The sequence below is a fragment of the Nocardia sp. NPDC050718 genome (assembly GCF_040654235.1).
Lineage (GTDB): Bacteria > Actinomycetota > Actinomycetes > Mycobacteriales > Mycobacteriaceae > Nocardia.
In genome coordinates this window covers 759,844-780,744 of record NZ_JBFAHQ010000002.1, presented here as the reverse complement: position 1 = coordinate 780,744, position 20,901 = coordinate 759,844, and the positions used below count along the sequence as shown (strand labels likewise).

Here is a 20,901-nt window from a genome sequence, read left to right as displayed (position 1 = left end):
CGGGCAGTCGCGAAACTCAAGCGGCGACAGTGGTGGCGGTGGTCGACGAGATCAGTTCGGCCGCGGTGGCGGCGAAGAGCCGGTGACCCGCCGGACTGGGGTGCAGACCGTCGGCGGTCCACACCTCCGGCCGGGCCCAGTCGGGGTGCGCCGCGATATCCAGCAGCAGGGTGCCCGTGTCGGCGGTGACGCGGGCGAGTACCTCGTTGGCGACGGCGAACCGCTCGCGCAGCAGCGCGCGGAAGCCGTCGGGCACGGGCAGCCGGGCGGGGATGTCGGGGTAGGTCGCCGTGAACACGGTGGCCTTGCCCGCCCGCAGGGTGGTGAAGATGGTGTGCAGGTTGTCGGCGAAACGGGCCTCGTCGTATGCGCTGACCAGGTCGTTCACGCCGACAACCACACCGTAGAGGCCGGCCCGGGCGCTCGTCGCCGACGCCAGCTGACCCGCGACGACATCACCGGTGGTGGCGCCGTGGGTGCCGAAGTTGCGAATCGTGGCTGGGCGCAGGCCGAGCTGGCCGCCCAGCCGCGACACCCAGCCCCGGTAGCCGCCCGCCGCGGCCGGGTCGCCCCGGCCTTCCACGAAGCTGTCGCCGAGCGCCGTCAGGCCGGCCGCGATCATGCCGAGACTCCGGTATTCACCACATGCCGGTCGGCGACGGGGAAGTTCACCTCTTCGTAGAGCGCGGCCAGCTCCTCCTCGCCGAAGAACTTGTCCGGCGGGTACAGCCCGGCGATCAGACCGAAGAACTTCTTCGAGTAGTGCTCGCTGCGGCTCGCCGCGCGGAACACCGAGTCGTAGTACGGCGTGAGGGTGAGGTCGGAGATCGATTGGGTCAGCTCGTAGGTGCTGGCGCTCTGCGCGTCGCGCTCGCGCTGGTACTCCGGCATGGTCTCTTCGAACGGGCGGACCCCCGAGAGGCTTTCGTGCACCAGGTCGGCCAGCAGCTGGCTGTACTTGAAGGCGTCGGTGATGCCCCAGCCGGTGAACGGGTCCTTGTGGTAGCCGGCGTCGCCGACCAGGGCCCAGCCGGGACCGAAGGACTGGCGCCGGTAGTTGTCCGGGTACAGCATCGGCCGGAACGGCTCGACCCGCTTGCCGGTGTCGCGCAGGCGCGCGCCGATCTCCGGGTCGACCTGGTCGACGATCTCCTGCAGGCCGGCGTCGGGATCGGTGCGGAAGTCGCGGAAGCGGTCGCGCTTGCGCATCACCGCGACCAGGGCCAGGCCGTCGTTGGTCGGCCAGGAGGCGAACTGCTGCTCACCGAAACCGGTGCGGTGGTGCATGCCCCAGTCCACGCCCTCGTAGTACGAGTAGTAGACGAAGCAGGCCGCGGGCGAGCCCTCGTAGGTGGCTGCGCCGACCTCCTTGGCGACGATCGAGTTCGAACCGTCTGCGCCGACAACCAGTTTCGCGCGGAACTCCTGCTCGGGGCCGTCACCCACGCGACCACGGATACCGGCGACCCGGTCGCCGTCACGCAGCAGCCCGGTGACGGTGAAGCCCTCGATCAGCTCGGCGCCGGACTCCCCCGCCGCGTCGACCAGGATCTTGTCGAGCACGGTGCGGCGCGGGCAGTACACGGCGTCGATGCCGTCGGCCGACGGGTCGGCCATGCCCGGGATCTCGATGTCGGTGTAGGTGAAGTTGAGGTGGCGGATCGGCGGGCAGCCGGTGGCCACGACGGTGTCGAGCAGACCCCAGGACTTCAGAAAGCCGAGGCCGGCCTGGTGGATGTAGTGCGTGGACGGGGTGTCGCTGGGAAAGGTCGCGCGATCCACGGCGAGCACCCGGTAACCCTGACGGGCCAGCAGCATGGCCAGGGGCGAGCCCGCGACCCGGGTTCCGACGACGATGACGTCATACATGATGTGATCACTTTCGGTGGTCGAATTCCGATTTCGAGTCTGTCGCCGGTGTATTGCGGAAACCACTGCGGGCCACCGCAATTCATCGGCCGATCGGTCCCGGCTATCGTCGGCGGGACGGCGGGGGGAATTTCGCGTCGCGTTACCCGCGCGACACGTACAGCTGATTTATGTCCGCGGAATAGGTGTCGGCGATCGCGGCTCTGCGCAATTTCAGCGACGAGGTGAGCAGCCCGGCGTCGACGGTGAAATCGCCGTCGACGACGCGGAATGCGCGAATGGATTCCGCGCGCGACACCAGGGAATTGGCGTCGTCGACGGCGGCCTGGATCTCGGTGGCGGGGTCGGTGTCGGGGTGGTCGATCTGCCACTTGGCGGCGCGGTCGGCGTCGAGGGTGACCAGCGCGGTCACGAACGGACGCCCGTCACCGACGACCATGCAGTTGCTGACCAGCGGGTGCAGCCGGATCCGGTCCTCGAGCAGGGTCGGGGCGACGTTCTTGCCGCCCGAGGTCACCAGGATCTCCTTCTTGCGCCCGGTGATCCGCAGGTGACCGTCGTCGAGTTCACCGATGTCACCGGTGTGCAGCCAGCCCTCGTCGTCGACGGGCCGCTGATCGGCCGCCGCGCCCCAGTACCCCGGCGAGACGTGCGGCCCGCGGACCAGCACCTCACCGTCGTCACCGATGCCGACCTCGGTACCGGGAATCGGGCGCCCGACGGTGCCGAGCCGGTTGGTCTCCGGCGCGCTGACGGTGACCGCGGTGGCCGCCTCGGTCAGGCCGTAGCAGTTCAGGATCACCACGCCGACCCCGGCGTAGAAGCCCGCCGTGGTGTCGTCGAGGGACGCGCCACCGGAGATCACATGGCGCAACCGCCCACCGAAGGCGGCCGCCACGGCGTCGTCCGCCGGGGTCGGCGCCGACCCCTCGGCCAGCACCGCGAGTCCGCGGTCGACCGCCGCCGCCTCCTGCTCCTCGGTGAGCAGGGCGCGGGTGTGCTTGCGGATCTTCTCCAGCGCGTAGGGCACCAGCGCCAGGAAGGTGGGGCGCAGCCGGGACAGGGCGGGCACCAGGTCGGGCACGCCGGGCAGCAGGTGGGTGCGGCTGCCGCCGTAGAGGCAGGCGAACAGGATGGTCTGGCCGAACACGTGCGAGAGCGGCAGCGCCAGCGCGGTCGTACCGTCGAACAGTGTGCCGGTCTGGCGGGCGGTGTTCGCCGCGGTGACGTACATGTTGCGGTGGCTGATCATGCAGCCCTTGGCCAGGCCGGTGGTGCCGCTGGTGTAGACGATCATCGCCAGATCACCTGCGCCGACCGCGGCGAGCCGCGCGTCGAGCTCGGGGTGCTCGGCGCCCCGGGTGGACCACGCGCCGAGTTCGTCGAAGGACCAGACCTCGCCGTCGGCGCCCGCCGAGGCCAGCCGGACCGCGTCGTCGGCGGTCTCGGCCGCGAAGAAGCGGCTGCCGCTGTCGCGCAGGATGTGTTCGATCTGGGCCGGCGAGGAGGTCGGGTACACCGGCACGATCACCGCGCCGATCGCGACGGCGGCGCAGTCGAGCAGCGCCCACTCCAGGCTCGTGCGGCCGAGCACGGCCACACGGTCGCCCGCGGCCACCGCTCGGTCGAGCAGGGCCGAGGCGAGCGCGCGGACGCGGGTGTCGAGGTCGCCGGTGGTCAGCTGGGTTCCGTCGACGGCACACAGAGAATGGCGCGCGGGGTCACGCCGTGCCGCTTCGGAAACAATCTCATACAGACTGGAACTATCGGATGGAACGAATCCGTTCGCGGTGACAGACACTGTGTTCACGAATTGAATTCTTCACGGCGGCAACCATTCCCGTCGCCGCCGCCATCGCTGTTCCTACCGTGCGAGAGTCATGTCCTATCGACGGGTTCACGCCGACAATGCCCGGACATCATCTATCTGTGCCGATTCGATGCATTCCAGGAACAGCGACACGGCGGGGTTCGGCTCGTCGGCACGCCACACCGCGTGCAAATCCAGCGTCGGCACCGGATCGAACAATTTCACCGCCACCGAGCTGCTGCCCGCCACGCCCATTCCCATCGAAATCGCCCGCGGTAGCGAGGCGAACCCGACCAGTGGACGGACCGAGACCATGTGCGCGGTCGCGCCGGGGTCGTCGGCCGAATGCGTGACATTGAGCGAGATCCTGGTCTCGGCGGCCGAGCGCAGGATCGTGTCGTACATCGCGGGACACTGCTCGCGCGCGAACAGCACACAGTCCTGACTCTGTAATTCGGCGAACGGCACTCCCGGCCGGTCCGCCCACCGATGTCGGCGGCCGACGACGGCCACCAGCGGAACCCGGTGCAGCAGACGGCGATACCGGAAGTCCGCGGTACTGGGATGACCGTAGACCAGGGCCAGATCGAGTGATCCGTCGGCGAGGCCGGCCAGCTGGGGCCCGGTCCGCTTCTCCCACAGCGACACCACGATGTCGGGGTGTCGTTCGGTCATCCTGGTCAGCGCCTCCGGCAGCACGTGTCTGCTGGCGGGCAGGTTGTAGCCGATATTGAGACTGCCAGCGCGACCTTCGGCGGTCGCCTTGGCCGCCTGGGCGGCACGGTCGAGCTGGGCGACGATCTGGCGGGCCTGGAGTTCGAACTCCCGTCCCGCCGGGGTCAGCCGCACCTCATGGGAGTTGCGGGCGACCAGTTGGACGCCGAGCGATTTCTCCAGCTTCTGCAGCTGGGCACTGAGACTTGGTTGGGTCAGATGGAGGCGCTGCGCTGCGCGACCGAAATGCAACTCTTCGGCGATGGTGATGAACGAAACGAGGTGTCGGAATTCCATGACGCCGGGCTCCTTCCGAGTACCACCACGCTATCGAGGCCGGATAACCCGTGATGAATACCGATCGCCCAGAAGTCGCCGTGCGCGTTGCCGGTGGGTGAACCCGCCCCGGACACGGCGTGGCCGACCCGGCGCGCCGCGCACCGGCACCGAAACACCAGGCGCGCCAAGGCCTGCCACGGAACCGCTCACTCTACCGCGCCGCGGCGGCCTTGCGGAAGGTGCGCGCCCGGCCCAGTACTCAGGACTCCGGCCCGTTGACGACCGCGTAGGCGAAGCCGTCCCAGCCCTTCGAGCCGACCGTCTGCAACACCGTCGCGTCCAGGCTCGGCTCGGCGGCGAGCAGTTCGACCAGCTCGCGGCTGGCGCGCACGTTGGGATCCTCGGACTGCTCGTCGGCCAGCCCGCCGCGGCGCACCACATTGTCGACGATGATCACCGAGCCGGGCCGGGTCAGCCGCAGCGCCCACTGTACGTAGTTGGCGTTGTTGATCTTGTCGGCGTCGATGAACACCAGGTCGAACGGTTCGGTCACATCCTCGGCGACCTCGGGCAGCGTGTCCAGCGCTGCGCCGACCCGGATGTCCACCCTCGCCCCGACCCCGGCCCGGTCCAGGTTCTCCCGCGCGACCTTGGCGTGGCGCGGCTCGAACTCGAGGGTGACCACGGTGCCGTCGTCGCCGACCGCCCTGGCCAGCCATTCGGTGCTGTACCCGCCGAGGGTGCCGATCTCGAGGATCCGGCGCGCGCCCGCCGACCGGGCCAGCAGGTGCAGGAACTTGCCCTGCGGGGGCGAGACGTCGATCGCGGGCAGCCCGGCCTCGGCGTTCGCGGCGAGGGCGGGCGCGCCGTCGTCGCCCACCAGCGCGTCCACGATATAGCGATCGACACCGGCCCAGTCGTTGTCCGTCATGGGCGCCAGTGTGCCACCATCGGCAGCCCCCGGCGCGGACTCGAGCCCGCGGTGCGCCGGATGTCCCACTCCCACAGGCCCGCTCGGCGACCGGACCGAGTCACCGTCCCCCCGCTCGGCGCACCGCCCGCCGTTGGGCCGACCCGGGGTTCCCGGCGTGCGGTAACAGTGTTACCGTTCGGTCGGCCGCTGCGGCGTGACGTGCGTCATGATCGACCCCCGCCGCGGCTCAGGACACAGCCGCAGCGGTGCGGCGGTGGCATCGATGGGAGTGGTATGCAGCAAGCACGATCGCTGGCGCGCCGGGCGGCGGTGACCGCACTGGCCTGCCTGGCCGCGGTGGCCGGATCCGGGGTGGTCGGCACGCAGGTGGCGGCGGAGCCGGTCAGCGCGTTCTACGTGCCGCCCGCGGAGATCCCGCAGACCCCGGGCGCGATCGTGAAGACCCAGCCGATGACGATCCTGGCGACCCCGCCGACCGCGGCGGGCTGGCCGACCCAGGCCCAGCACGTGATGTACACCAGCCGGTTGCAGGACGGCTCCCCCGTCGCCGTCTCCGGCACCTACATCGAGCCGAAGAACCCGTGGCAGGGCGCGGGCCCGCGGCCGACCGTGGTCATCGGCCCCGGCACCTCCGGCCAGGGCGACCGGTGCGCGATGTCGGTGGCCTTCTCGACCGGTGTCTCGGTGACCGCCGACCCGCTGGGGCTCTCGGCGAACCAGGAGCTGCCGTCCTCGGCGGTGTGGAGCGCGCTCGGCGCGCGGGTGCTGATCACCGACTACATCGGCCTCGGCACCCCCGGCATCCACACCTACGCCAACCGGTTCGAAAGCGGCCACGCGATCCTCGACGGCGCCCGCGCCGCGAACGCGCTCGCCGGAGTCGGCCCCGAGACGCCGCTGGTGCTGTGGGGCTACTCGCAGGGCGGCGGTGCCACCGCCGCGGCCGCGGAGATGGCGCCCAGCTACGCGCCGGAGCTGAATCTCAAGGGAACCTGGGCCGGTGGACCGGTCGCCGACCTGTCGGCCATCCTGACCCGCATCGACGGCGCCCTGATCGGCGGCGCGATCGGGTTCGCCGTCAACGGCATGCTCGCCCGCTACCCCGAACTCCAGCAGGCCGTCGATCGGGTGACCAGCCCGCAGGGCCGGGCGAAGCTCGCGACCCTGAGCGACTCGTGCGTCGCCGACCTGATCACCTATCACCCGTTCATGAAGACGAATTCACTGACCGTGGACGGGCGTTCGCTCACCGAGCACCTCGCCGAGCTGCCCGAGGCCGCACCGGTGCTCGCGGAACTGCGCATCGGCAGCACCGCGCCCACCACCCCGGTGCTGATCACCAGCGGCCGCAACGACGACACGGTCCCCTACGGCCAGGCCCGCCGCCTCGCCGAGGACTGGTGCGGCCAGGGCGCCACGGTCACCTTCCGCACCAACGAACTGCCGCCGATCCTGCCCGGCACGACCATCCCGAACCACTTCGGTCCGGAACTGATCGACGGCTTCGGTCCCGACAACGCGGTGACCTACCTGCTCGACCGGCTTGCCGACAAGCCGGTCGGCGGCTGCTCGTTCGACTGAGCGCCGCACGGCACCGGGGGCCCGCAACGGCGCGGGCCCCCGGTGTCGTCTCCGGACTCAGAACAGGAAGTAGCGCTGGGCCATCGGCAGTTCGGTGGCCGGTTCCTCGGTCCACACCTCGCCGTCGACGCGGACGGTGAAGGTGTCGGGGTCGACCTCGATCCGCGGCATCGCGTCGTTGCGCGGCATGTCGGCCTTGGTGACCCGGCGGACGTTCTTGACCGGCGCCAGCTTCCGCCGCACGTCGAGCCGGTTCGCCAGCCCGTCGTCGATGGCCTGCTCGGAGACGAAGTGCAGCGAGGTGGCCGCCGCGGCGGGGGCCGCGGCCCCGAACATCGGGCGCGGCAGCACCGGCTGCGGGGTGGGGATGGAGGCGTTGGCGTCGCCCATCGCGGCCCAGGCGATCATGCCGCCCTTGAGGACCGCGTGCGGGCGCACCCCGAAGAACGCGGGCTCCCACAGCACCAGATCGGCCAGTTTGCCGACCTCCACCGAGCCGATCTCGTCGTCGAGCCCGTGCGCGACCGCCGGGCAGATGGTGTACTTCGCGATGTAGCGCTGCACGCGGGCGTTGTCGGCCGCGCCGTCGCCGGACAGGGCGCCGCGGCGGCGTTTCATCACGTGCGCGGTCTGCCAGGTACGCATGACCACCTCGCCGATGCGGCCCATGGCCTGGGAGTCCGAGCCGATCATCGAGATGGCGCCCAGGTCGTGCAGCAGGTCCTCGGCGGCGATGGTGGACGGGCGGATCCGCGATTCGGCGAAGGCCAGGTCCTCGGGGATCGACGGGCTCAGATGGTGACAGACCATGAGCATGTCGAGGTGCTCGTCGAGGGTGTTGACGGTGTGCGGCCGGGTCGGGTTGGTGGAACTGGGCAGCACGTTGAGATACGAAGCGACGGTGATGATGTCGGGCGCGTGCCCGCCGCCCGCGCCCTCGGTGTGGTAGGCGTGGATGCCACGCCCGGCGATGGCGGCCAGGGTGTCCTCGACGAAACCGGCCTCGTTCAGGGTGTCCGAGTGCAGCGCCACCTGCACGCCCGCCGCGTCGGCGACGGTGAGGCAGGCATCGATGGCGGCGGGCGTGGAACCCCAGTCCTCGTGCAGCTTGAAACCCGAAGCGCCGGCGCGCAACTGCTCCCACATGGATTCCTGGCTTACCGTGTTGCCCTTGCCGAGCAGCACGATGTTCATCGGCCAGTGGTCGAGCGCCTCCAGCATCCGGGCCAGGTGCCAGGAGCCGGGGGTGACGGTGGTGGCCTTGGATCCCTCGGCCGGGCCGGTGCCGCCGCCGATGAGCGTGGTGATGCCACCGCCGAGCGCCTCGTCGAGCAGCTGCGGACAGATGAAGTGCACGTGACAGTCGATGGCGCCCGCGGTGAGGATGCGGCCGTTGCCCGCGATGATCTCCGTCGACGGGCCGACGACCAGGTCCGGGTGCACACCCGACATGGTGTCGGGGTTGCCCGCCTTGCCGATACCGCAGACGCGGCCGTCGCGGATGCCGACGTCGGCCTTGATGATGCCCCAGTGGTCGATGATCACCACGCCGGTGATGACGGTGTCGGGAGCGCCGTCGGCGCGGGTGGCGCGGGACTGGCCCATCGACTCGCGCAGCACCTTGCCGCCGCCGAAGACGGCTTCCTCACCGGCGAGACCCGGTCCGCCGCTGCGGTCCTCGGTGATCTCGATGATCAGGTCGGTGTCGGCGAGCCGGATGCGGTCGCCGGTGGTCGGCCCGAACAGTTCGGCGTAGCGGGCGCGGCTCAGTTCGGTCATCGGTTCTCTCCCGAAGAGGTCGTGGACTCACGCATCGAGGCGGCCCGGCGGGTTCGCGCTGATCCCGTACACCTCACGGGTACCGGCGATCGGCACCAGCGAAATACGTTGCGGCAGACCGGGTTCGAAGCGGACGGCGGTGCCCGCGGGGATGTCGAGGCGGTGGCCGTGCGCGGCCGCGCGGTCGAAGTCCAGGGCGGCGTTGGCCTGCGGGAAGTGGACGTGGCTGCCGACCTGGACGGGGCGGTCACCGGTGTTGACGACGTCGAGTTCGACGCGCACGGCGCCCGCGTTGAGTTCGATCGTGCCCTCGGCACAGAGGTATTCACCGGGAATCATGGGCCTCACCTATCCGATCGGGTGGTGCACGGTGACGAGTTTGGTGCCGTCGGGGAAGGTCGCCTCGACCTGCACGTCGTGGATCATCTCCGGAACGCCGGCCATGACGTCGTCACGGGTGAGCACCGAGCGCCCCGAGGACATCAGCTCGGCCACGGTCCGCCCGTCCCTGGCGCCTTCGAGCACGTGATCGGTGATCAGCGCGACCGCCTCGGGGTGGTTGAGCTTGAGTCCCCGCGCCTGCCTGCGGCGGGCCAGTTCGGCCGCGTAGCTCAGCAGCAGCCGTTCCTGCTCGTGCGGCGACAGGCGCATCGGGTCTCCTCACGGATCGTGGTCAGGTGTCCGACATTCTGACACGCCCGACGCGCCCCTGCCCGTCCACCCGACACGGTTCCCGACCACCCGGTCTCCTCCGCGCGCGAACCCGCCGAGCCGGGCGGCATCCCCGGCATCATGACTACGGGGGTCAGGCGGCGAGGTTCTGCAGTCGGACCTGACCGCGGGCGACGGTGCGGCCCTCGGCGTCGGTGATCACCACGACCCAGAGCTGCTGGCTGCGGCCCCGGTGGATGGGGGTGGCCTCGCCGGTGAGCAGGCCCTCGCGGACCGCGCGCAGGAAGTCGGTGTTGTTGTTGACGCCGACGACCGAGCCGCGCTCGCCGAACCAGACGCCGGCGCCCACGCTGGCCAGGGTCTCGATCACGGTGCAGTAGACGCCGCCGTTCTGGATGCCAGCGGGCTGGTGCAGCTGCGGACGCACCTCCCATTCGCCGCACACCCGGTCGGGGCCCACCTCCGTGTAGCGCAACCCGATCAGATCGGTGAAGGTGCCTTCGCTGGCCTTGGTCATCAGCTCCGGGGTGATCGCGGCCAGGGACAGGGTGTTGTCGGTCATACGCTCCGGTCTACACCATCGGATTCCGCGGCCGACACCCCGGGAGACGAAGCGGCGGACCCCGTCACAGGGACGGAGCCCGCCGCGGCAGGAATGAGGGGGTCGACCGCAGCCCTCGGGACCACCGGCTCATCCATACGCCGAGATGAGCATAGGTCAGGCTTACCTAAGTGGTCAAGCGCCTCGCCGATTCGTCTCATTCGTCTCACAAATCGTCTCATAATTTCCTATTTGAGATACCGATACACCGTCGCGCGCGAGACGCCGAGCACGGCGGCGATCTCGGTGGCGCTGCGCTGCTCGACCTCGCTCATCCGGCGCGCGGCCGCGATGCGCTCCGCGTCGAGCGCCGCGGGCCGCCCGCGCGGCGCGGCCACCGGACGCACGGCCTCGGGATAGAGCAATTCGACCCCGGCCAGCACTTCCGCCCGCAGGTCGGCGGGTGATTCCTCGGCGAACAACACCACCGGGTCACTCAGCGCGCCCAGCGCCTGCGCCGCCCGCACCCGCTCGGCCAGCGCCGGACTCGGGCCCGCGACGAGCCGGTTCGCCGCCAGCATCGTGGTGCGGAACCGCTCGAAGATCGCGCCGGGCGCGGCGAGCGCCAGGTCGTTCACATTGAGCCGCAACAGATACCGGTACTCGAGGAACACCTCGAGCAGCCCTTCCAGGACCTGCCGTCTGGCCGTACGCGGATCGGGATGGGCGGCGTCGGCGACCGCCCCGGCCATCGCGACGAGCAGCGGCTCGGCGAGCCCGGCGAGGATGTCGTACTTGCTCGGGAAGTGGTAGAGCACACCGGCTTTGGAGATGTTCAGCTGATCGGCGATCGCGCGGACCGTGGTGCGGTGGTACCCGTGCGCGCCGAACAGCTCCATGGCGACGGCCAGGATGCGCTCGCGCGTGCCCGGCGTCTGCTCGTCGGTCATCGGGACATCCTAGCGCCTTGACTGACCGGGGGTCAGGAATCTACCGTGAGGACTGACCACAGGTCAGTTCTACGAGGAGAGTCGCCATGCCGACCAGTCCACGCATTCTCGTTTCCGGTGCCGGTATCGCCGGTCCCACCCTCGCCTGGTGGCTCGCCCGGCACGGCGTCGCACCCACCGTCGTCGAGCTCGCCCCCGCGCCGCGTCCCGGCGGCAACGGTGTCGACCTGCGCGGTGCCGCCGTGCGCATCGCCGACGCCATGGGCGTGCTGCCCGCGGTGCGCGAGCTCGCCACCGACATCCGGCAGCTCACCTTCGTCGACGCCGACGGCAGGCGGGTCGCGGGCATGCCGACCAGCACGTTCAACGGCCCCGACGACCTCGAGGTGATGCGCGGCGACCTCGCCCGCGTCCTCCACGAGGCCACCGCCGACGACGCCGACTACCGGTTCGGCGACTCCGTCGCCTCGATCACCCAGGACGAGGCGTCCGTCCAGGTCGAGTTCACGAGCGGGACCAGCGCGGAGTTCGACCTGGTCATCGGCGCGGACGGGTTGCACTCGCGGGGTGCGCGAGCTCGCGGTGCGCCCGGAATCGGAGGCCGCCTATCCCCTGGGCCTGTGCTTCGCGACCGCCGCCGTCGACCCGGACTTCGGCACCGCGCGGGAGGTGACGCTGCACAACGCACCGGGCCGGGTCGCCGGGGTCTACCGGTCCGGCAGACACGCGAGCGCCCAGGCGTTCTTCGCCTTCCGTACCCCGCGCGAGCTCGCCGTGCCCCGGGACCAGCAGGCACAGAAGGAGCTGTTGCGCAGCCACTTCGACACCGATGCCTGGCGGGTCGGCGCCCTGGTCGACGCGGCGACCGCCGATCCGGGCTTCTACCTCGACGCGATCACCCAGATCCGGATGCCCGGCTGGTCGCGCGGGCGGGTCGGCCTGGTCGGCGACGCCGCCTACTGTGCGACGCTGCTGTCCGGCGCGGGCGCGTCACTGGCCGTCGAGGGCGCGCACCGGCTGGCCACCGAGCTCGCCGTCGGAGACGGGCATCGGGCCGCGTTCGCCCGCTACGAGCGGGGCTTGCGGGCCACCGTACGCGCCCGTCAGCGGTCGGTCGGGGCGAGTCGCGCGATGCTGATCCCCGGCTCGCGCACCGCCATCCGGCTGCGCGATCAGTTCACCCGGCTGATGGTGTTGCCGCCGTTGGCTGCCCGGGTGTTCCGGCCGGAGCGCGCGCGGGCCGCGTGACGGCGCGCCGGAGACGGCCGCCTGGGCTTGCTCAACACGATCGCAATACTCCATGATCACACGTACCTCTATGTTTCCGAGGCTTGTGTCGATGTTGAAAGCTCATGTTCTGGGCGCACGACGGCCAGGGGTGGGCGCGGCGAGAGAGGCAAGATTTCGTGAGTAGTAGTCGTATCCCCCGCTGGGCCGCGCAGGCGGCCCTGTGCGCGGCCGTCGCCGGAGCCGCCGTCGCGGCGCCGGTGCAGGCCGAGCCGCTGTGGCCCGGCGGTCCCGATGTTCCCGGTGTTCCGGCGATCATTCCCGCGCCGCCGCCGGAGCCGGTGGTCGCGCCGTGCAGCGAGAAGGCGCGCGCCTGCCTGCAGCTGTCCACCAACAACGCCTGGCTGATGGACAACGGCAAGGTGACCTTCGGGCCGAGCCCGATGTCGCACGGCCGTCCCGGCTACGAGACCCCGCCCGGTGTCTTCAAGGTGGCGTTCAAGAAGCCGTTCCACTGGAGCACCCTGCACAACGCGCCGATGGAGTACGCGGTCTTCTTCAACGGCGACATCGCCTATCACATCGGGCCCACCGAGGAGCAGTCCCACGGCTGCATCCGGCTGACGCCCGAAGGCGCGAAGGCGCACTACGAGTGGCTGGAACCGGGCGACATCGTCGAAGTGGTTCCCTGAGCCGTCGTGACCCGAAGGGGAGGCCGGATCATCGGCCTCCCCTTTGTCATGCCACGGCGACGGTGAGCGCGTCGAAGAGCCAGAGGTGGGCCGCGCCGGAGGTCACCGTGTCGCCGGCGAGGGTGGCGGTGAGCTGCCAGTACCGGCGGACGTCGGCGGTGTCGGCGGTGTCGGCCAGCAGCTGTCGCCGGAAGGCCGGGGTGTCGGCCAGGCCGCGGGCGCCCGCGTGGATGTCGACGTAGTGGTCGAGTTCGGCGCCGGGCGCGGGCGCGCGGCCCGCGGCGACCGCCGGTGCCGCGGTCAGGCAGGCGCCGGCCACGTCGAGGAGCAGGCGGCGCTCGTCGCGGACCCCCGGGGTGCCACGGTGGCGGATGGTGTCCGACATCGCCGTCGACAGTGCCGGATTCGCCACGAGCGCAATGAGTTCCGCGTAGGCGAGCAGCTGCTCGGGTGGGGCGTCGGGAGTGGGTTCGGGGACGTTCATGTCGAGGAAGTCCTCGATCAGCGGGCGCGGTAGCGGTGCCAGCTGACGGCGCCAGAAGGTGCCAAGGGTGGCCCGGGCCGTCGACGGATCCGCCACGGCGGCAAGCAGATCCAGCGCCGCGGGGGCGGCGTGCTCGACAGCGGCGAGCAGCGCGCGACGGTGGCTCAACGCCGCGAACTCGGCGTCGACGGCGGCACGTTCGGTGGCGATCACCTCCGCGATCGACCGGGTGCCCGAGAGAACGTCGGCGATGGCGGTCAGCCCGATGCCGAAGGCGCGCAACCGGCGCAGCAGTCGCAGGCGATCGACCGCGGCCCGGTCGAACACCCGATGCCCGGCCGCGGTGCGACGCACCTCGAGCAGGCCCTCGTCGCAGTAGAACCGGATCGTGCGGACCGCGACGCCGGTCCGGGTCGAGAGTTCGCCGATCGTCATCGGTGTGCTGTCGGTCACAGTCACTGGCACCTCCACCTCGGTGGAGTTCCTACGGTACCGACGACACCCCAGCGAAGGAGGACCCATGACCACCCGAACTTCCCGTACCGACGACGCGATCTGGGCGGCGGTCGCCGTCGAACGCGCCACCCTCGCTGACCTGCTGGCCGACCTGCCCGAATCCGCATGGGACACCCCCTCGTTGTGCACGGGCTGGCGGATCCGGGATGTGGTGGCGCACCTCGTGCTGACCACCCGGGTGACGATCGGCTCGCTCCTGGTGAACCTGATCCGGGCCCGCGGGAATCTCGACCGGCTCATCCACGACACCGCCGTCCGCCTCGCCGACCGGATGTCGACCGCCGAACTGCTCGACGCGCTTCGGTCCACCGTCGACTCACGAATCACCCCGATCGGGACGACACCGACCGACCGGCTGATGGATCTGCTGGTCCACGGACAGGACATCGCGGTCCCCCTCGGCGTCGACCGCGTGATGCCGACCGCGGCGGCACAGTGGTCCTTGGAACGCGTGTGGGCGATGGGCACCCCGTTCCACGCACGCACCCGCCTGGCCGGCTACGCCCTCACCGCAACGGATACCGGCTGGCACACGGGCACCGGCACACCGGTCACCGGGACTGCCGCCGAGCTGCTGATGATCGTCGCCGGCCGGACATCACCGGATCACTGACGACGCGGCGATCCGCGGTGCCGAACTGCTCGGCACCGCGGATCGTGCTGGGGCCGTGGCGCTGGGGCCGACGGGCCTGCTCGTGGCGGGTGGGATCACGAGCACGATCCCGGCTACACCGCCGCCCTTTCCCGGTCGCCCTCGGCCGAATTGTCCTCCACCCCATAGGAATCCGGCACCGAGGTGGCTCCGGCCGGGATCCGGCGCAACAGCGCGACCGCCAGTACCGCACCGGCGGCGGACAGGACGGCCGCGGTCCACGCGGCGGCATTGAGTCCGCTGGTGAAGGCATCCCTCGCCGCCGCGACGACGGAATCGGCGACCTCGGCGGGCAGGGATTCGGCCGAACTCAGTGCCCCGGGCAGGGTTTCCGCGGCCTCGCCCGTCGACTCCGACATCCCGGCGCGGTACACCGCGGCACCGACGCTGCCGAGCAGCGCCACACCGAGCGCGACACCCAGGTCGCTGGCCGTGCTGTTCACCGCCGAGGCGGCACCCGCCTTCTCCGCCGGGGCGGCGCCGATGACCAGGCCGGGGATCAGCGCCATGGCCGGGGCGATACCCGGGTACAGGACGTAGAAGCCGACGATGAGCAGCGGCAGACCCGCGACGCTCTCGACCTGGGTCAGCACCAGGTAGCCGACCGTCGACACCGCCAGACCCGCGGCGATCAGGTACGCGGGCCGGACCCGGCGGGCGAGCGCGGGAGTGACCGTCGAGACGATCACCAAGCCGATCGCGGCGGGCAGGATCCACAGCCCGGCCGCCAGCGGCGACTGGGCGGCGACCAGCTGCAGATACTGCGTGAACAGCAGGTACACCCCACCCAGGGCGATGGCCGCGAGCATGTACACGCCCAGCGAACCGCTGAAGGTCCGGTTGGCGAACAGCCGCACGTCGAGCAGCGGGTCGGCCAGGCGCAGCTGCCTGCGGACGAAGACCACCGCGAACAGCACCCCGGCGAGCAGGGTCGGCACCGACGTGGCGGTGGGTCCGGCCTCGGCGAGCTTCTTCACGCCGTAGACGAACGGCAGCAGCGCGGCCAGCGACAGCGCGACACTGATCGGATCGAGCCTGCCCGCCGCGGGCGCCCGGTACTCGGGCACCAGCACCGGCACCGCGAGCACGACCAGCAGCATCACCGGCACGCCGATCAGCATGGACGCGCCCCACCACAGCGAGGCCAGCATCAGTCCGCCGAGCAGCGGGCCGAGCGCCACCCCGGCCGACACCGACGCCGCCCACAGACCGATGGCGGTGGCCCGCTGGCGATCGTCGCGGAACATGGTGGTGATCAGCGACAGGGTGGCGGGCATGACGGCGGCGGCGCCCAGCCCCATCAGCGCCCGCGACGCGATGAGCAGTTCGGGACCGGGCGCGAAGGCCGCGAGCACCGAGGCGACACCGAACAGCGCGGCGCCGGCCAGCAGCAGCCTGCGGCGGCCGAGCCGGTCACCCAGCGTGCCCATGGTGACGAGGAACCCGGCCATCACGAAGCCGTAGATGTCGTTGATCCACAACAGCTGTCCGCTGCTCGGTGCCAGATCGGCGGCGATGTAGGGGGTGGCCAGGAACAGGACGGTCATGGTGAGGAACAGCAGCACCGTCGGCAGGAGCAGGACCGCCAGTCCCAGCCATTGGCGGGTGCCTGCCCGCTCGGGGATTTCGGTGAACGCGGACATCAGGAGGATTCCCTTCGAGGAGGATGCGAACGAGACCCACCGTGCCGAGCGGCCCTTCGGGAACCCTTCGGATCGACTCCGGATCGCCTCGAGGCCGCCGCGTCCGCCCCGCCGTTTAGGGTGGGTGACATGCGTTTCGGGGTGCTCGGGCCGGTGGCGGTGTGGACCGACGACGGACAGCCGGTCCGGGTGCCCGAGCTCAAGGTGCGGGTCCTGCTGGCCGCACTGCTGGTGGAGCCGGGCCGGATCGTGCCCGCCGACCGGCTCGTCGAGGACCTGTGGGGCGGCGCGGCGCTGCCCACCCATCCGGCGGGATCGTTGCAGACCCGCGCGTCCCAGCTGCGCCGGGTGCTCGGCAACGCCGAGGACGGCGGCCGCGACCTGCTGGTCTCGCGCTCCCCCGGCTATCTCCTGGACGTTCCCCCCGACGCGGTCGACGCGCAGGTGTTCCAGGACCTGCTGCGCCGGGCGCGCACCGCCGACGACGCTACCCGCGCTGCCCTGCTGGCCGAGGCGCTGGCGCTGTGGCGCGGCCCCGCCCTGGCCGACCTCGCCGACCACGACTTCGCCCGGATCCCGGTGCTACGCCTCGAGGAACAGCGCCTGACCGCGACCGAGGACTACGCGCGAGCCAGGATCGCGCTCGGTGCGCACGAGCAGGTGGCCGACGAACTGGGCGCGCTCACCGAGGAACATCCGCTGCGGGAACGGCTGCGGGCCGCGCACATGCTCGCGCTGTACCGCTCGGGCCGCCACGGCGAGGCGCTTGACTCGTTCCGGCGCCTGCGCGAGCACCTCGCCGAGGACCTCGGCCTGGATCCCAGTCCCGAGCTCACCGCGCTGCATCGTGCTGTGCTGGAACAGGATCCGGCGCTCGGCGCGCCGACCCGGCCGCCGCGGGCGACTCCGGTCACGCCCCGGCCCACGCTGCCGGTCCCCGCCACCGCGTTGATCGGGCGTGCGGACGATCGCGCCGGGATCGAGGCCCTGCTCCGGGCCGAACGACTCGTGACGCTCACCGGTCCGGGCGGCGTCGGCAAGACCCGCCTGGCGCTGGCGGTCGGCGCCGATCATCCGGCTCGCGACGGCGTGCTGTTCGTCGAGCTGGCCGGGCTGTGTCTCGGCGCCGAGCCGGACAGCGCGCTGACCGCCCTCACCGAGGTGGTCGCCGCGACGTTCGAGGTGCGCGACGACTCCGCGGGGACCAGCCCGTTCCCGGTGCCCGACAGCGGAACCCAGCTCGCCCGGCTCGCCGAGGCGGTGCGGGCCAAGCGGGCACTGCTGGTGCTGGACAACGGCGAGCATGTCGCCGAGGCCGCCGCGGCACTGGTCGCGCGACTGCTCGGCGCGGCCCCCGACCTGCGGGTGCTGGTGACCAGTCAGGTCCCGCTGAACATCGCGGGCGAGCACCTGTGGCCGGTCGCACCACTGCCGGTGCCCGCCGCGGAGGGAACCACGGCTGAGATCGAGAAGTCGCCTGCTGTCAGGCTTTTCACCGATCGGGCCCGCGCCACCACCCCCGGATTCGCCGTCACCGACGCCAATGCCGCCGCGGTCGCGACCATCGTCGGCCATCTCGACGGCCTGCCGCTGGCGCTGGAACTGGCGGCGACCCGGGTCCGCGCGCTGGGCGTGCACACCCTGGCCGAGCGGATCGAGGATCGGTTCACGCTGCTCTCCGCCGGGTACCGGGATGCCCCCGATCGGCAGCGCACGCTGCGCGCGGTGATCGACTGGAGCTGGGAACTGCTCGACGAGCCCGAACGCGCGGTGCTGCGCAGGCTCGCGGCCCACGCCGACGGCGCCACCCTGGAATCGGCCGAGACCGTCTGCGCGGGTGGCGATGTCGACAGCATCGACATCGCGGAACTGCTCGCCCGCCTGGTCGACCGCTCGCTGGTCATCGCGCCCGCCGCCGACGTCAGGCCCCGCTATCGGCTGCTGAAGTCGGTCGCCGCCTACGGCGTCGACCGCCTGCGCGACAGTAGCGAGGAGACCGAGACCCGCCTGCGTCATCTCGCCTACTACCGCGCGCTGGCCGAACGCGCCGACGCGCACCTGCGCACCGGCGACCAGCGGCGGTGGCTGGCCCGGCTCGACGCCGAATCGGCCGACCTGCGCCGCGCGCTCGAGACCGCCAGGGCCGCGGGCAGATCCGACGACGCGCTCGGTCTCGTGAACGCGCTGGCCTGGTACTGGGTGTTGCGCGGGCGGCTCGCGGAGGGCATCCGGTCGATCGGTATCGCGCTGGCGGTGCCGGGCGAACCCGGTTCGGCCGCACGGCGGATCGCGCTGCTGTGGCGCGGCGCGCTCGAGCTCGGGCGCGGCCGCACCGTCGAGACGCTGCCCGCCCTCGGCGAGCGGCCCGCGCCCGCGGAACTGCGGGCCCGCTGGTATCTCGCGCACGTGCACACCGGGTTCGCCGCGCACCACGACATGGACAGCGCCGCCGAGCTGCGCACCGCCTTCGCCGACGCCGGTCAGGACTGGGGTGTCGCGGCGGCCTCGGCGTCGCTGGCCAGGGACGCGTTCGCACGCGGTGAGCTGACCGAGATGCGCGCGCACGCCGAACGCAGCCGGGATCTGTTCACGCGGGTCGGCGACCGCTGGGGGCAGGGCATCGCGGGCTTCCTGCTCGGCAATCACGCCGAGGTCGTCGGCGATCTCGACACCGCGCGCACCGAGCACCGGGCCGCGCTGACGACCGCCGAGGAGCTCGGGCTGTGGACCGAGGTGGGTGAGCGGCTCACCTCCCTGGGCCGGATCGCGCTGCTGCGCGGGGACTTCGAGCACAGTGCCGAACTGCACGAACGTGCGCGCCGGATCGCCGTCGACCAGGGTCATCTGGTCGGGGAGGAATCCGCGGAACTCGGACTCGGCCTGGTCGCGCGGCGCCGCGGCGATCTCGCCGCCGCCCGCACGCACCTCGGCGCCTGGCTGGACTGGCACCTGCGCGCGGGCTCCCAGTTCGGCGCGGCGCTGATCCTCGCCGAACTGGGCTTCACCGCCGAACTCGCGGGCGACGCCGCCGAGGCCGAACAGCTGCACCGTCGCGGCCTGGACGCGGCGCTGCGCACCGGCGATCCCCGCGCCCACGCGCTCGCCCTGGAGGGACTGGCAGGCGCCCGCGCGCTGGCGGGCGACGCCGAGCAGGCCGCTCAGCTGCTCGGCGCCGCCGAGGCCCTCCGCCGCGCCACCGGAGCGCCCCTGCCCGAGGCCGAACGCGGCGATGTCGACCGGATCGCGGCGCGCGTCCGCGCCGAGCTTGGCGCCGACGGACTGGCGGCCGCGGTCGCGCACGGCCGGACCGCCGACCCGGCGACCCTCGTCGCGGGGGCGACCTCGAGCCGATCCTGAGTCGGTCCGAAGTCCGCCCGGCCACGGTGGACCCATGAATACCAACAGTCGCACCAGGTCGACAGTCCAGAGCTTCGCCGATATCAAGGCCGATTTCGACGCCATCGTCGGCTCGATCAACTACGCCACGATGACCACCGTCGACGCCGCCGGGCGCCCCCGGTCCCGGGTGCTGATCCCGGTCTGGGAGACCGGCGGCGAGGTGCCGACCGGGTGGCTCGGGACCTATCGCACGCCGGTGAAAGCCGCGCATATCGCGGGGAACCCGCATGTGACGTTCTCGTATTGGAGTCCGGCGCAGAACACCGTCGCCGTGGATACCGTCGCCAGCTGGACCGACGATCCGGACGAGCGCGCGCACGTGTGGGACCTGTACCGGCACGGGAGCCCGCCCGGCGCCGGCTATGACCCCGGCCAGTTCTGGCAGGGCCCGGACGACCCGGCGTTCCAGGTGCTTCGCCTGTCACCGTGGCGGATTCAGGTGCTGCGTGGCCGCGATCTGGTCAGCGGGATTCCGGCCCGCATCTGGCGCGGTTCACTCCAGGGGGATTGACGGCACCGACGGCGAACGTGGCCGTTCGCCGTCGGATCTGACGGGACTGGACGTCGCTACAGGTCACGGCGCGATCCGTTGTGACGGACACCAACACTCCCCGGTAGTTCCACCAGGAAGGATGTGGGGTCGAATTTCGCGAATCGGGCGATTTCCTTGCCGAGGGAAATGAGCGGGGCTACGTTACCCACATCACAGCAGAGGAGATCTGATTGTGATCCACATCCCGGCCGACGGGTCCTCCATTTTCCGGCGGGATGCTCATCAATCATGCAAGGAGATTCACCATGGGTTCGCTGACCGAGATAATGATGGCCGCCATTGCGGGATTGGGTTCCATGGTCGAGGGTGATGGGCTCCTGGCGGTCTTCCTCGGCTCCGTCGAGGCATTCTTCCCGTAAAACGACCTCGCCCCGACACTCCCCTCCGGCTCACTGACGAGTCCGGCATCCATTTCACCGAAGGAAAAAGCACATGGGATCTCTCTACGAATTGATGCAGACCGGCGCGGGCAGCCTGAGCGACGCCGTTCTGCCTTTCATCCAGGCCCTGATCACCGTCAGCGGCGGCACGCCGACACCGGGTAAGTAACACTCGGCGAGACAGCGCGGGGGCGGACCATTCACGGTCCGCCCCCGCGACAGATAT

The 20,901-nt window shown here is 71.2% G+C and carries 18 protein-coding genes and 1 pseudogene; 7 read left to right on the top strand and 12 right to left on the bottom strand.

Going from position 1 to position 20,901, the window contains the following annotated elements:
• Positions 1-16 precede the first annotated feature (16 nt).
• The 5 genes from AB0H54_RS13100 to AB0H54_RS13080 form a co-directional block, all read right to left on the bottom strand.
• Positions 17-622 carry an SGNH/GDSL hydrolase family protein gene (locus AB0H54_RS13100; RefSeq protein ID WP_357345288.1) on the bottom strand — a complete coding sequence of 202 codons (606 nt, stop codon included), beginning with the start codon at positions 620-622 and terminating at the stop codon, positions 17-19.
• A complete protein-coding gene (locus AB0H54_RS13095; protein ID WP_357345286.1) occupies positions 619-1,869 on the bottom strand; it encodes an NAD(P)/FAD-dependent oxidoreductase in 1,251 nt (416 codons plus the stop codon). The genes AB0H54_RS13100 and AB0H54_RS13095 overlap by 4 nt, the downstream gene beginning before the upstream one ends.
• Before the next feature lie 142 nt (positions 1,870-2,011).
• A complete protein-coding gene (locus tag AB0H54_RS13090; protein WP_357345284.1) occupies positions 2,012-3,679 on the bottom strand; it encodes an AMP-dependent synthetase/ligase in 1,668 nt (555 codons plus the stop codon).
• An 87-nt stretch (positions 3,680-3,766) separates the two neighbouring features.
• Positions 3,767-4,690 carry a LysR substrate-binding domain-containing protein gene (locus tag AB0H54_RS13085; protein WP_355275843.1) on the bottom strand — a complete coding sequence of 308 codons (924 nt, stop codon included), beginning with the start codon at positions 4,688-4,690 and terminating at the stop codon, positions 3,767-3,769.
• 241 nt (positions 4,691-4,931) lie between these two features.
• Positions 4,932-5,603 (bottom strand): O-methyltransferase, encoded by a 672-nt coding sequence (locus AB0H54_RS13080; protein WP_357345282.1) that lies wholly within the window; start codon positions 5,601-5,603, stop codon positions 4,932-4,934.
• 276 nt (positions 5,604-5,879) lie between these two features.
• Here AB0H54_RS13080 and AB0H54_RS13075 point away from each other — a divergent pair, with 276 nt between their 5' ends.
• Positions 5,880-7,187 (top strand): lipase family protein, encoded by a 1,308-nt coding sequence (locus AB0H54_RS13075; RefSeq protein ID WP_355275846.1) that lies wholly within the window; start codon positions 5,880-5,882, stop codon positions 7,185-7,187.
• A 57-nt stretch (positions 7,188-7,244) separates the two neighbouring features.
• Here the strand turns inward: AB0H54_RS13075 and AB0H54_RS13070 are convergent, their stop codons facing one another.
• The 5 genes from AB0H54_RS13070 to AB0H54_RS13050 form a co-directional block, all read right to left on the bottom strand.
• Positions 7,245-8,966, bottom strand: coding sequence for an urease subunit alpha (locus AB0H54_RS13070; RefSeq protein WP_355275848.1), 1,722 nt, complete (start codon positions 8,964-8,966; stop codon positions 7,245-7,247).
• A 27-nt stretch (positions 8,967-8,993) separates the two neighbouring features.
• Complete coding sequence (locus AB0H54_RS13065) at positions 8,994-9,305, bottom strand: urease subunit beta (protein WP_357345279.1); 312 nt, start codon at positions 9,303-9,305, stop codon at positions 8,994-8,996.
• Between the two features lie 9 nt (positions 9,306-9,314).
• Positions 9,315-9,617: an urease subunit gamma gene (locus tag AB0H54_RS13060; RefSeq protein WP_110035401.1), complete on the bottom strand. Its 303-nt coding sequence runs from the start codon at positions 9,615-9,617 to the stop codon at positions 9,315-9,317.
• Between the two features lie 154 nt (positions 9,618-9,771).
• Complete coding sequence (locus AB0H54_RS13055) at positions 9,772-10,200, bottom strand: PaaI family thioesterase (RefSeq protein WP_357345277.1); 429 nt, start codon at positions 10,198-10,200, stop codon at positions 9,772-9,774.
• A gap of 227 nt (positions 10,201-10,427) precedes the next feature.
• Complete coding sequence (locus AB0H54_RS13050; protein WP_357345275.1) at positions 10,428-11,129, bottom strand: TetR family transcriptional regulator; 702 nt, start codon at positions 11,127-11,129, stop codon at positions 10,428-10,430.
• Positions 11,130-11,215: 86 nt separating this feature from the next.
• On the opposite strand from AB0H54_RS13050, the pseudogene AB0H54_RS13045 reads away from it, so the two are divergent.
• From AB0H54_RS13045 to AB0H54_RS13035, 3 genes and pseudogenes are all read left to right on the top strand, one after another.
• Positions 11,216-11,659 (top strand): annotated as a pseudogene (locus tag AB0H54_RS13045) (FAD-dependent monooxygenase); the annotation flags it as partial.
• 37 nt (positions 11,660-11,696) lie between these two features.
• Positions 11,697-12,377 (top strand): hypothetical protein, encoded by a 681-nt coding sequence (locus AB0H54_RS13040; RefSeq protein WP_357345274.1) that lies wholly within the window; start codon positions 11,697-11,699, stop codon positions 12,375-12,377.
• 158 nt (positions 12,378-12,535) lie between these two features.
• On the top strand, positions 12,536-13,048 hold the full coding sequence (locus AB0H54_RS13035) for a L,D-transpeptidase (protein ID WP_355275859.1): 513 nt from the start codon (positions 12,536-12,538) through the stop codon (positions 13,046-13,048).
• A 46-nt stretch (positions 13,049-13,094) separates the two neighbouring features.
• Here the strand turns inward: AB0H54_RS13035 and AB0H54_RS13030 are convergent, their stop codons facing one another.
• On the bottom strand, positions 13,095-13,985 hold the full coding sequence (locus AB0H54_RS13030; protein ID WP_357345271.1) for a MerR family transcriptional regulator: 891 nt from the start codon (positions 13,983-13,985) through the stop codon (positions 13,095-13,097).
• Between the two features lie 67 nt (positions 13,986-14,052).
• On the opposite strand from AB0H54_RS13030, the gene AB0H54_RS13025 reads away from it, so the two are divergent.
• The gene (locus AB0H54_RS13025; RefSeq protein WP_357345270.1) at positions 14,053-14,661 is read left to right on the top strand and encodes a maleylpyruvate isomerase family mycothiol-dependent enzyme; all 609 of its coding nucleotides are present in this window, start codon (positions 14,053-14,055) and stop codon (positions 14,659-14,661) included.
• A 113-nt stretch (positions 14,662-14,774) separates the two neighbouring features.
• On the opposite strand, the gene AB0H54_RS13020 is transcribed toward AB0H54_RS13025, so the two are convergent.
• Positions 14,775-16,343, bottom strand: coding sequence for an MFS transporter (locus tag AB0H54_RS13020; protein ID WP_357345268.1), 1,569 nt, complete (start codon positions 16,341-16,343; stop codon positions 14,775-14,777).
• 129 nt (positions 16,344-16,472) lie between these two features.
• Between AB0H54_RS13020 and AB0H54_RS13015 the strand changes: the two genes are divergently transcribed.
• Both AB0H54_RS13015 and AB0H54_RS13010 read left to right on the top strand, forming a co-directional pair.
• Positions 16,473-19,700: a BTAD domain-containing putative transcriptional regulator gene (locus tag AB0H54_RS13015; protein WP_357345266.1), complete on the top strand. Its 3,228-nt coding sequence runs from the start codon at positions 16,473-16,475 to the stop codon at positions 19,698-19,700.
• A 34-nt stretch (positions 19,701-19,734) separates the two neighbouring features.
• The gene (locus AB0H54_RS13010; RefSeq protein WP_357345264.1) at positions 19,735-20,253 is read left to right on the top strand and encodes a pyridoxamine 5'-phosphate oxidase family protein; all 519 of its coding nucleotides are present in this window, start codon (positions 19,735-19,737) and stop codon (positions 20,251-20,253) included.
• Positions 20,254-20,901 lie beyond the last annotated feature (648 nt).

Bases quoted from the DNA above. Each gene is read 5' to 3' on its own strand.
- AB0H54_RS13065 (WP_357345279.1), bottom strand. From the start codon at position 9,305: ATGATTCCCGGTGAATACCTCTGTGCCGAGGGCACGATCGAACTCAAC.
- AB0H54_RS13020 (WP_357345268.1), bottom strand. From the start codon at position 16,343: ATGTCCGCGTTCACCGAAATCCCCGAGCGGGCAGGCACCCGCCAATGG.
- AB0H54_RS13070 (WP_355275848.1), bottom strand. From the start codon at position 8,966: ATGACCGAACTGAGCCGCGCCCGCTACGCCGAACTGTTCGGGCCGACC.
- AB0H54_RS13055 (WP_357345277.1), bottom strand. From the start codon at position 10,200: ATGACCGACAACACCCTGTCCCTGGCCGCGATCACCCCGGAGCTGATG.
- AB0H54_RS13085 (WP_355275843.1), bottom strand. From the start codon at position 4,690: ATGGAATTCCGACACCTCGTTTCGTTCATCACCATCGCCGAAGAGTTG.
- AB0H54_RS13025 (WP_357345270.1), top strand. From the start codon at position 14,053: ATGACCACCCGAACTTCCCGTACCGACGACGCGATCTGGGCGGCGGTC.
- AB0H54_RS13095 (WP_357345286.1), bottom strand. From the start codon at position 1,869: ATGTATGACGTCATCGTCGTCGGAACCCGGGTCGCGGGCTCGCCCCTG.
- AB0H54_RS13015 (WP_357345266.1), top strand. From the start codon at position 16,473: ATGCGTTTCGGGGTGCTCGGGCCGGTGGCGGTGTGGACCGACGACGGA.
- AB0H54_RS13080 (WP_357345282.1), bottom strand. From the start codon at position 5,603: ATGACGGACAACGACTGGGCCGGTGTCGATCGCTATATCGTGGACGCG.
- AB0H54_RS13050 (WP_357345275.1), bottom strand. From the start codon at position 11,129: ATGACCGACGAGCAGACGCCGGGCACGCGCGAGCGCATCCTGGCCGTC.
- AB0H54_RS13060 (WP_110035401.1), bottom strand. From the start codon at position 9,617: ATGCGCCTGTCGCCGCACGAGCAGGAACGGCTGCTGCTGAGCTACGCG.
- AB0H54_RS13010 (WP_357345264.1), top strand. From the start codon at position 19,735: ATGAATACCAACAGTCGCACCAGGTCGACAGTCCAGAGCTTCGCCGAT.
- AB0H54_RS13075 (WP_355275846.1), top strand. From the start codon at position 5,880: ATGCAGCAAGCACGATCGCTGGCGCGCCGGGCGGCGGTGACCGCACTG.
- AB0H54_RS13100 (WP_357345288.1), bottom strand. From the start codon at position 622: ATGATCGCGGCCGGCCTGACGGCGCTCGGCGACAGCTTCGTGGAAGGC.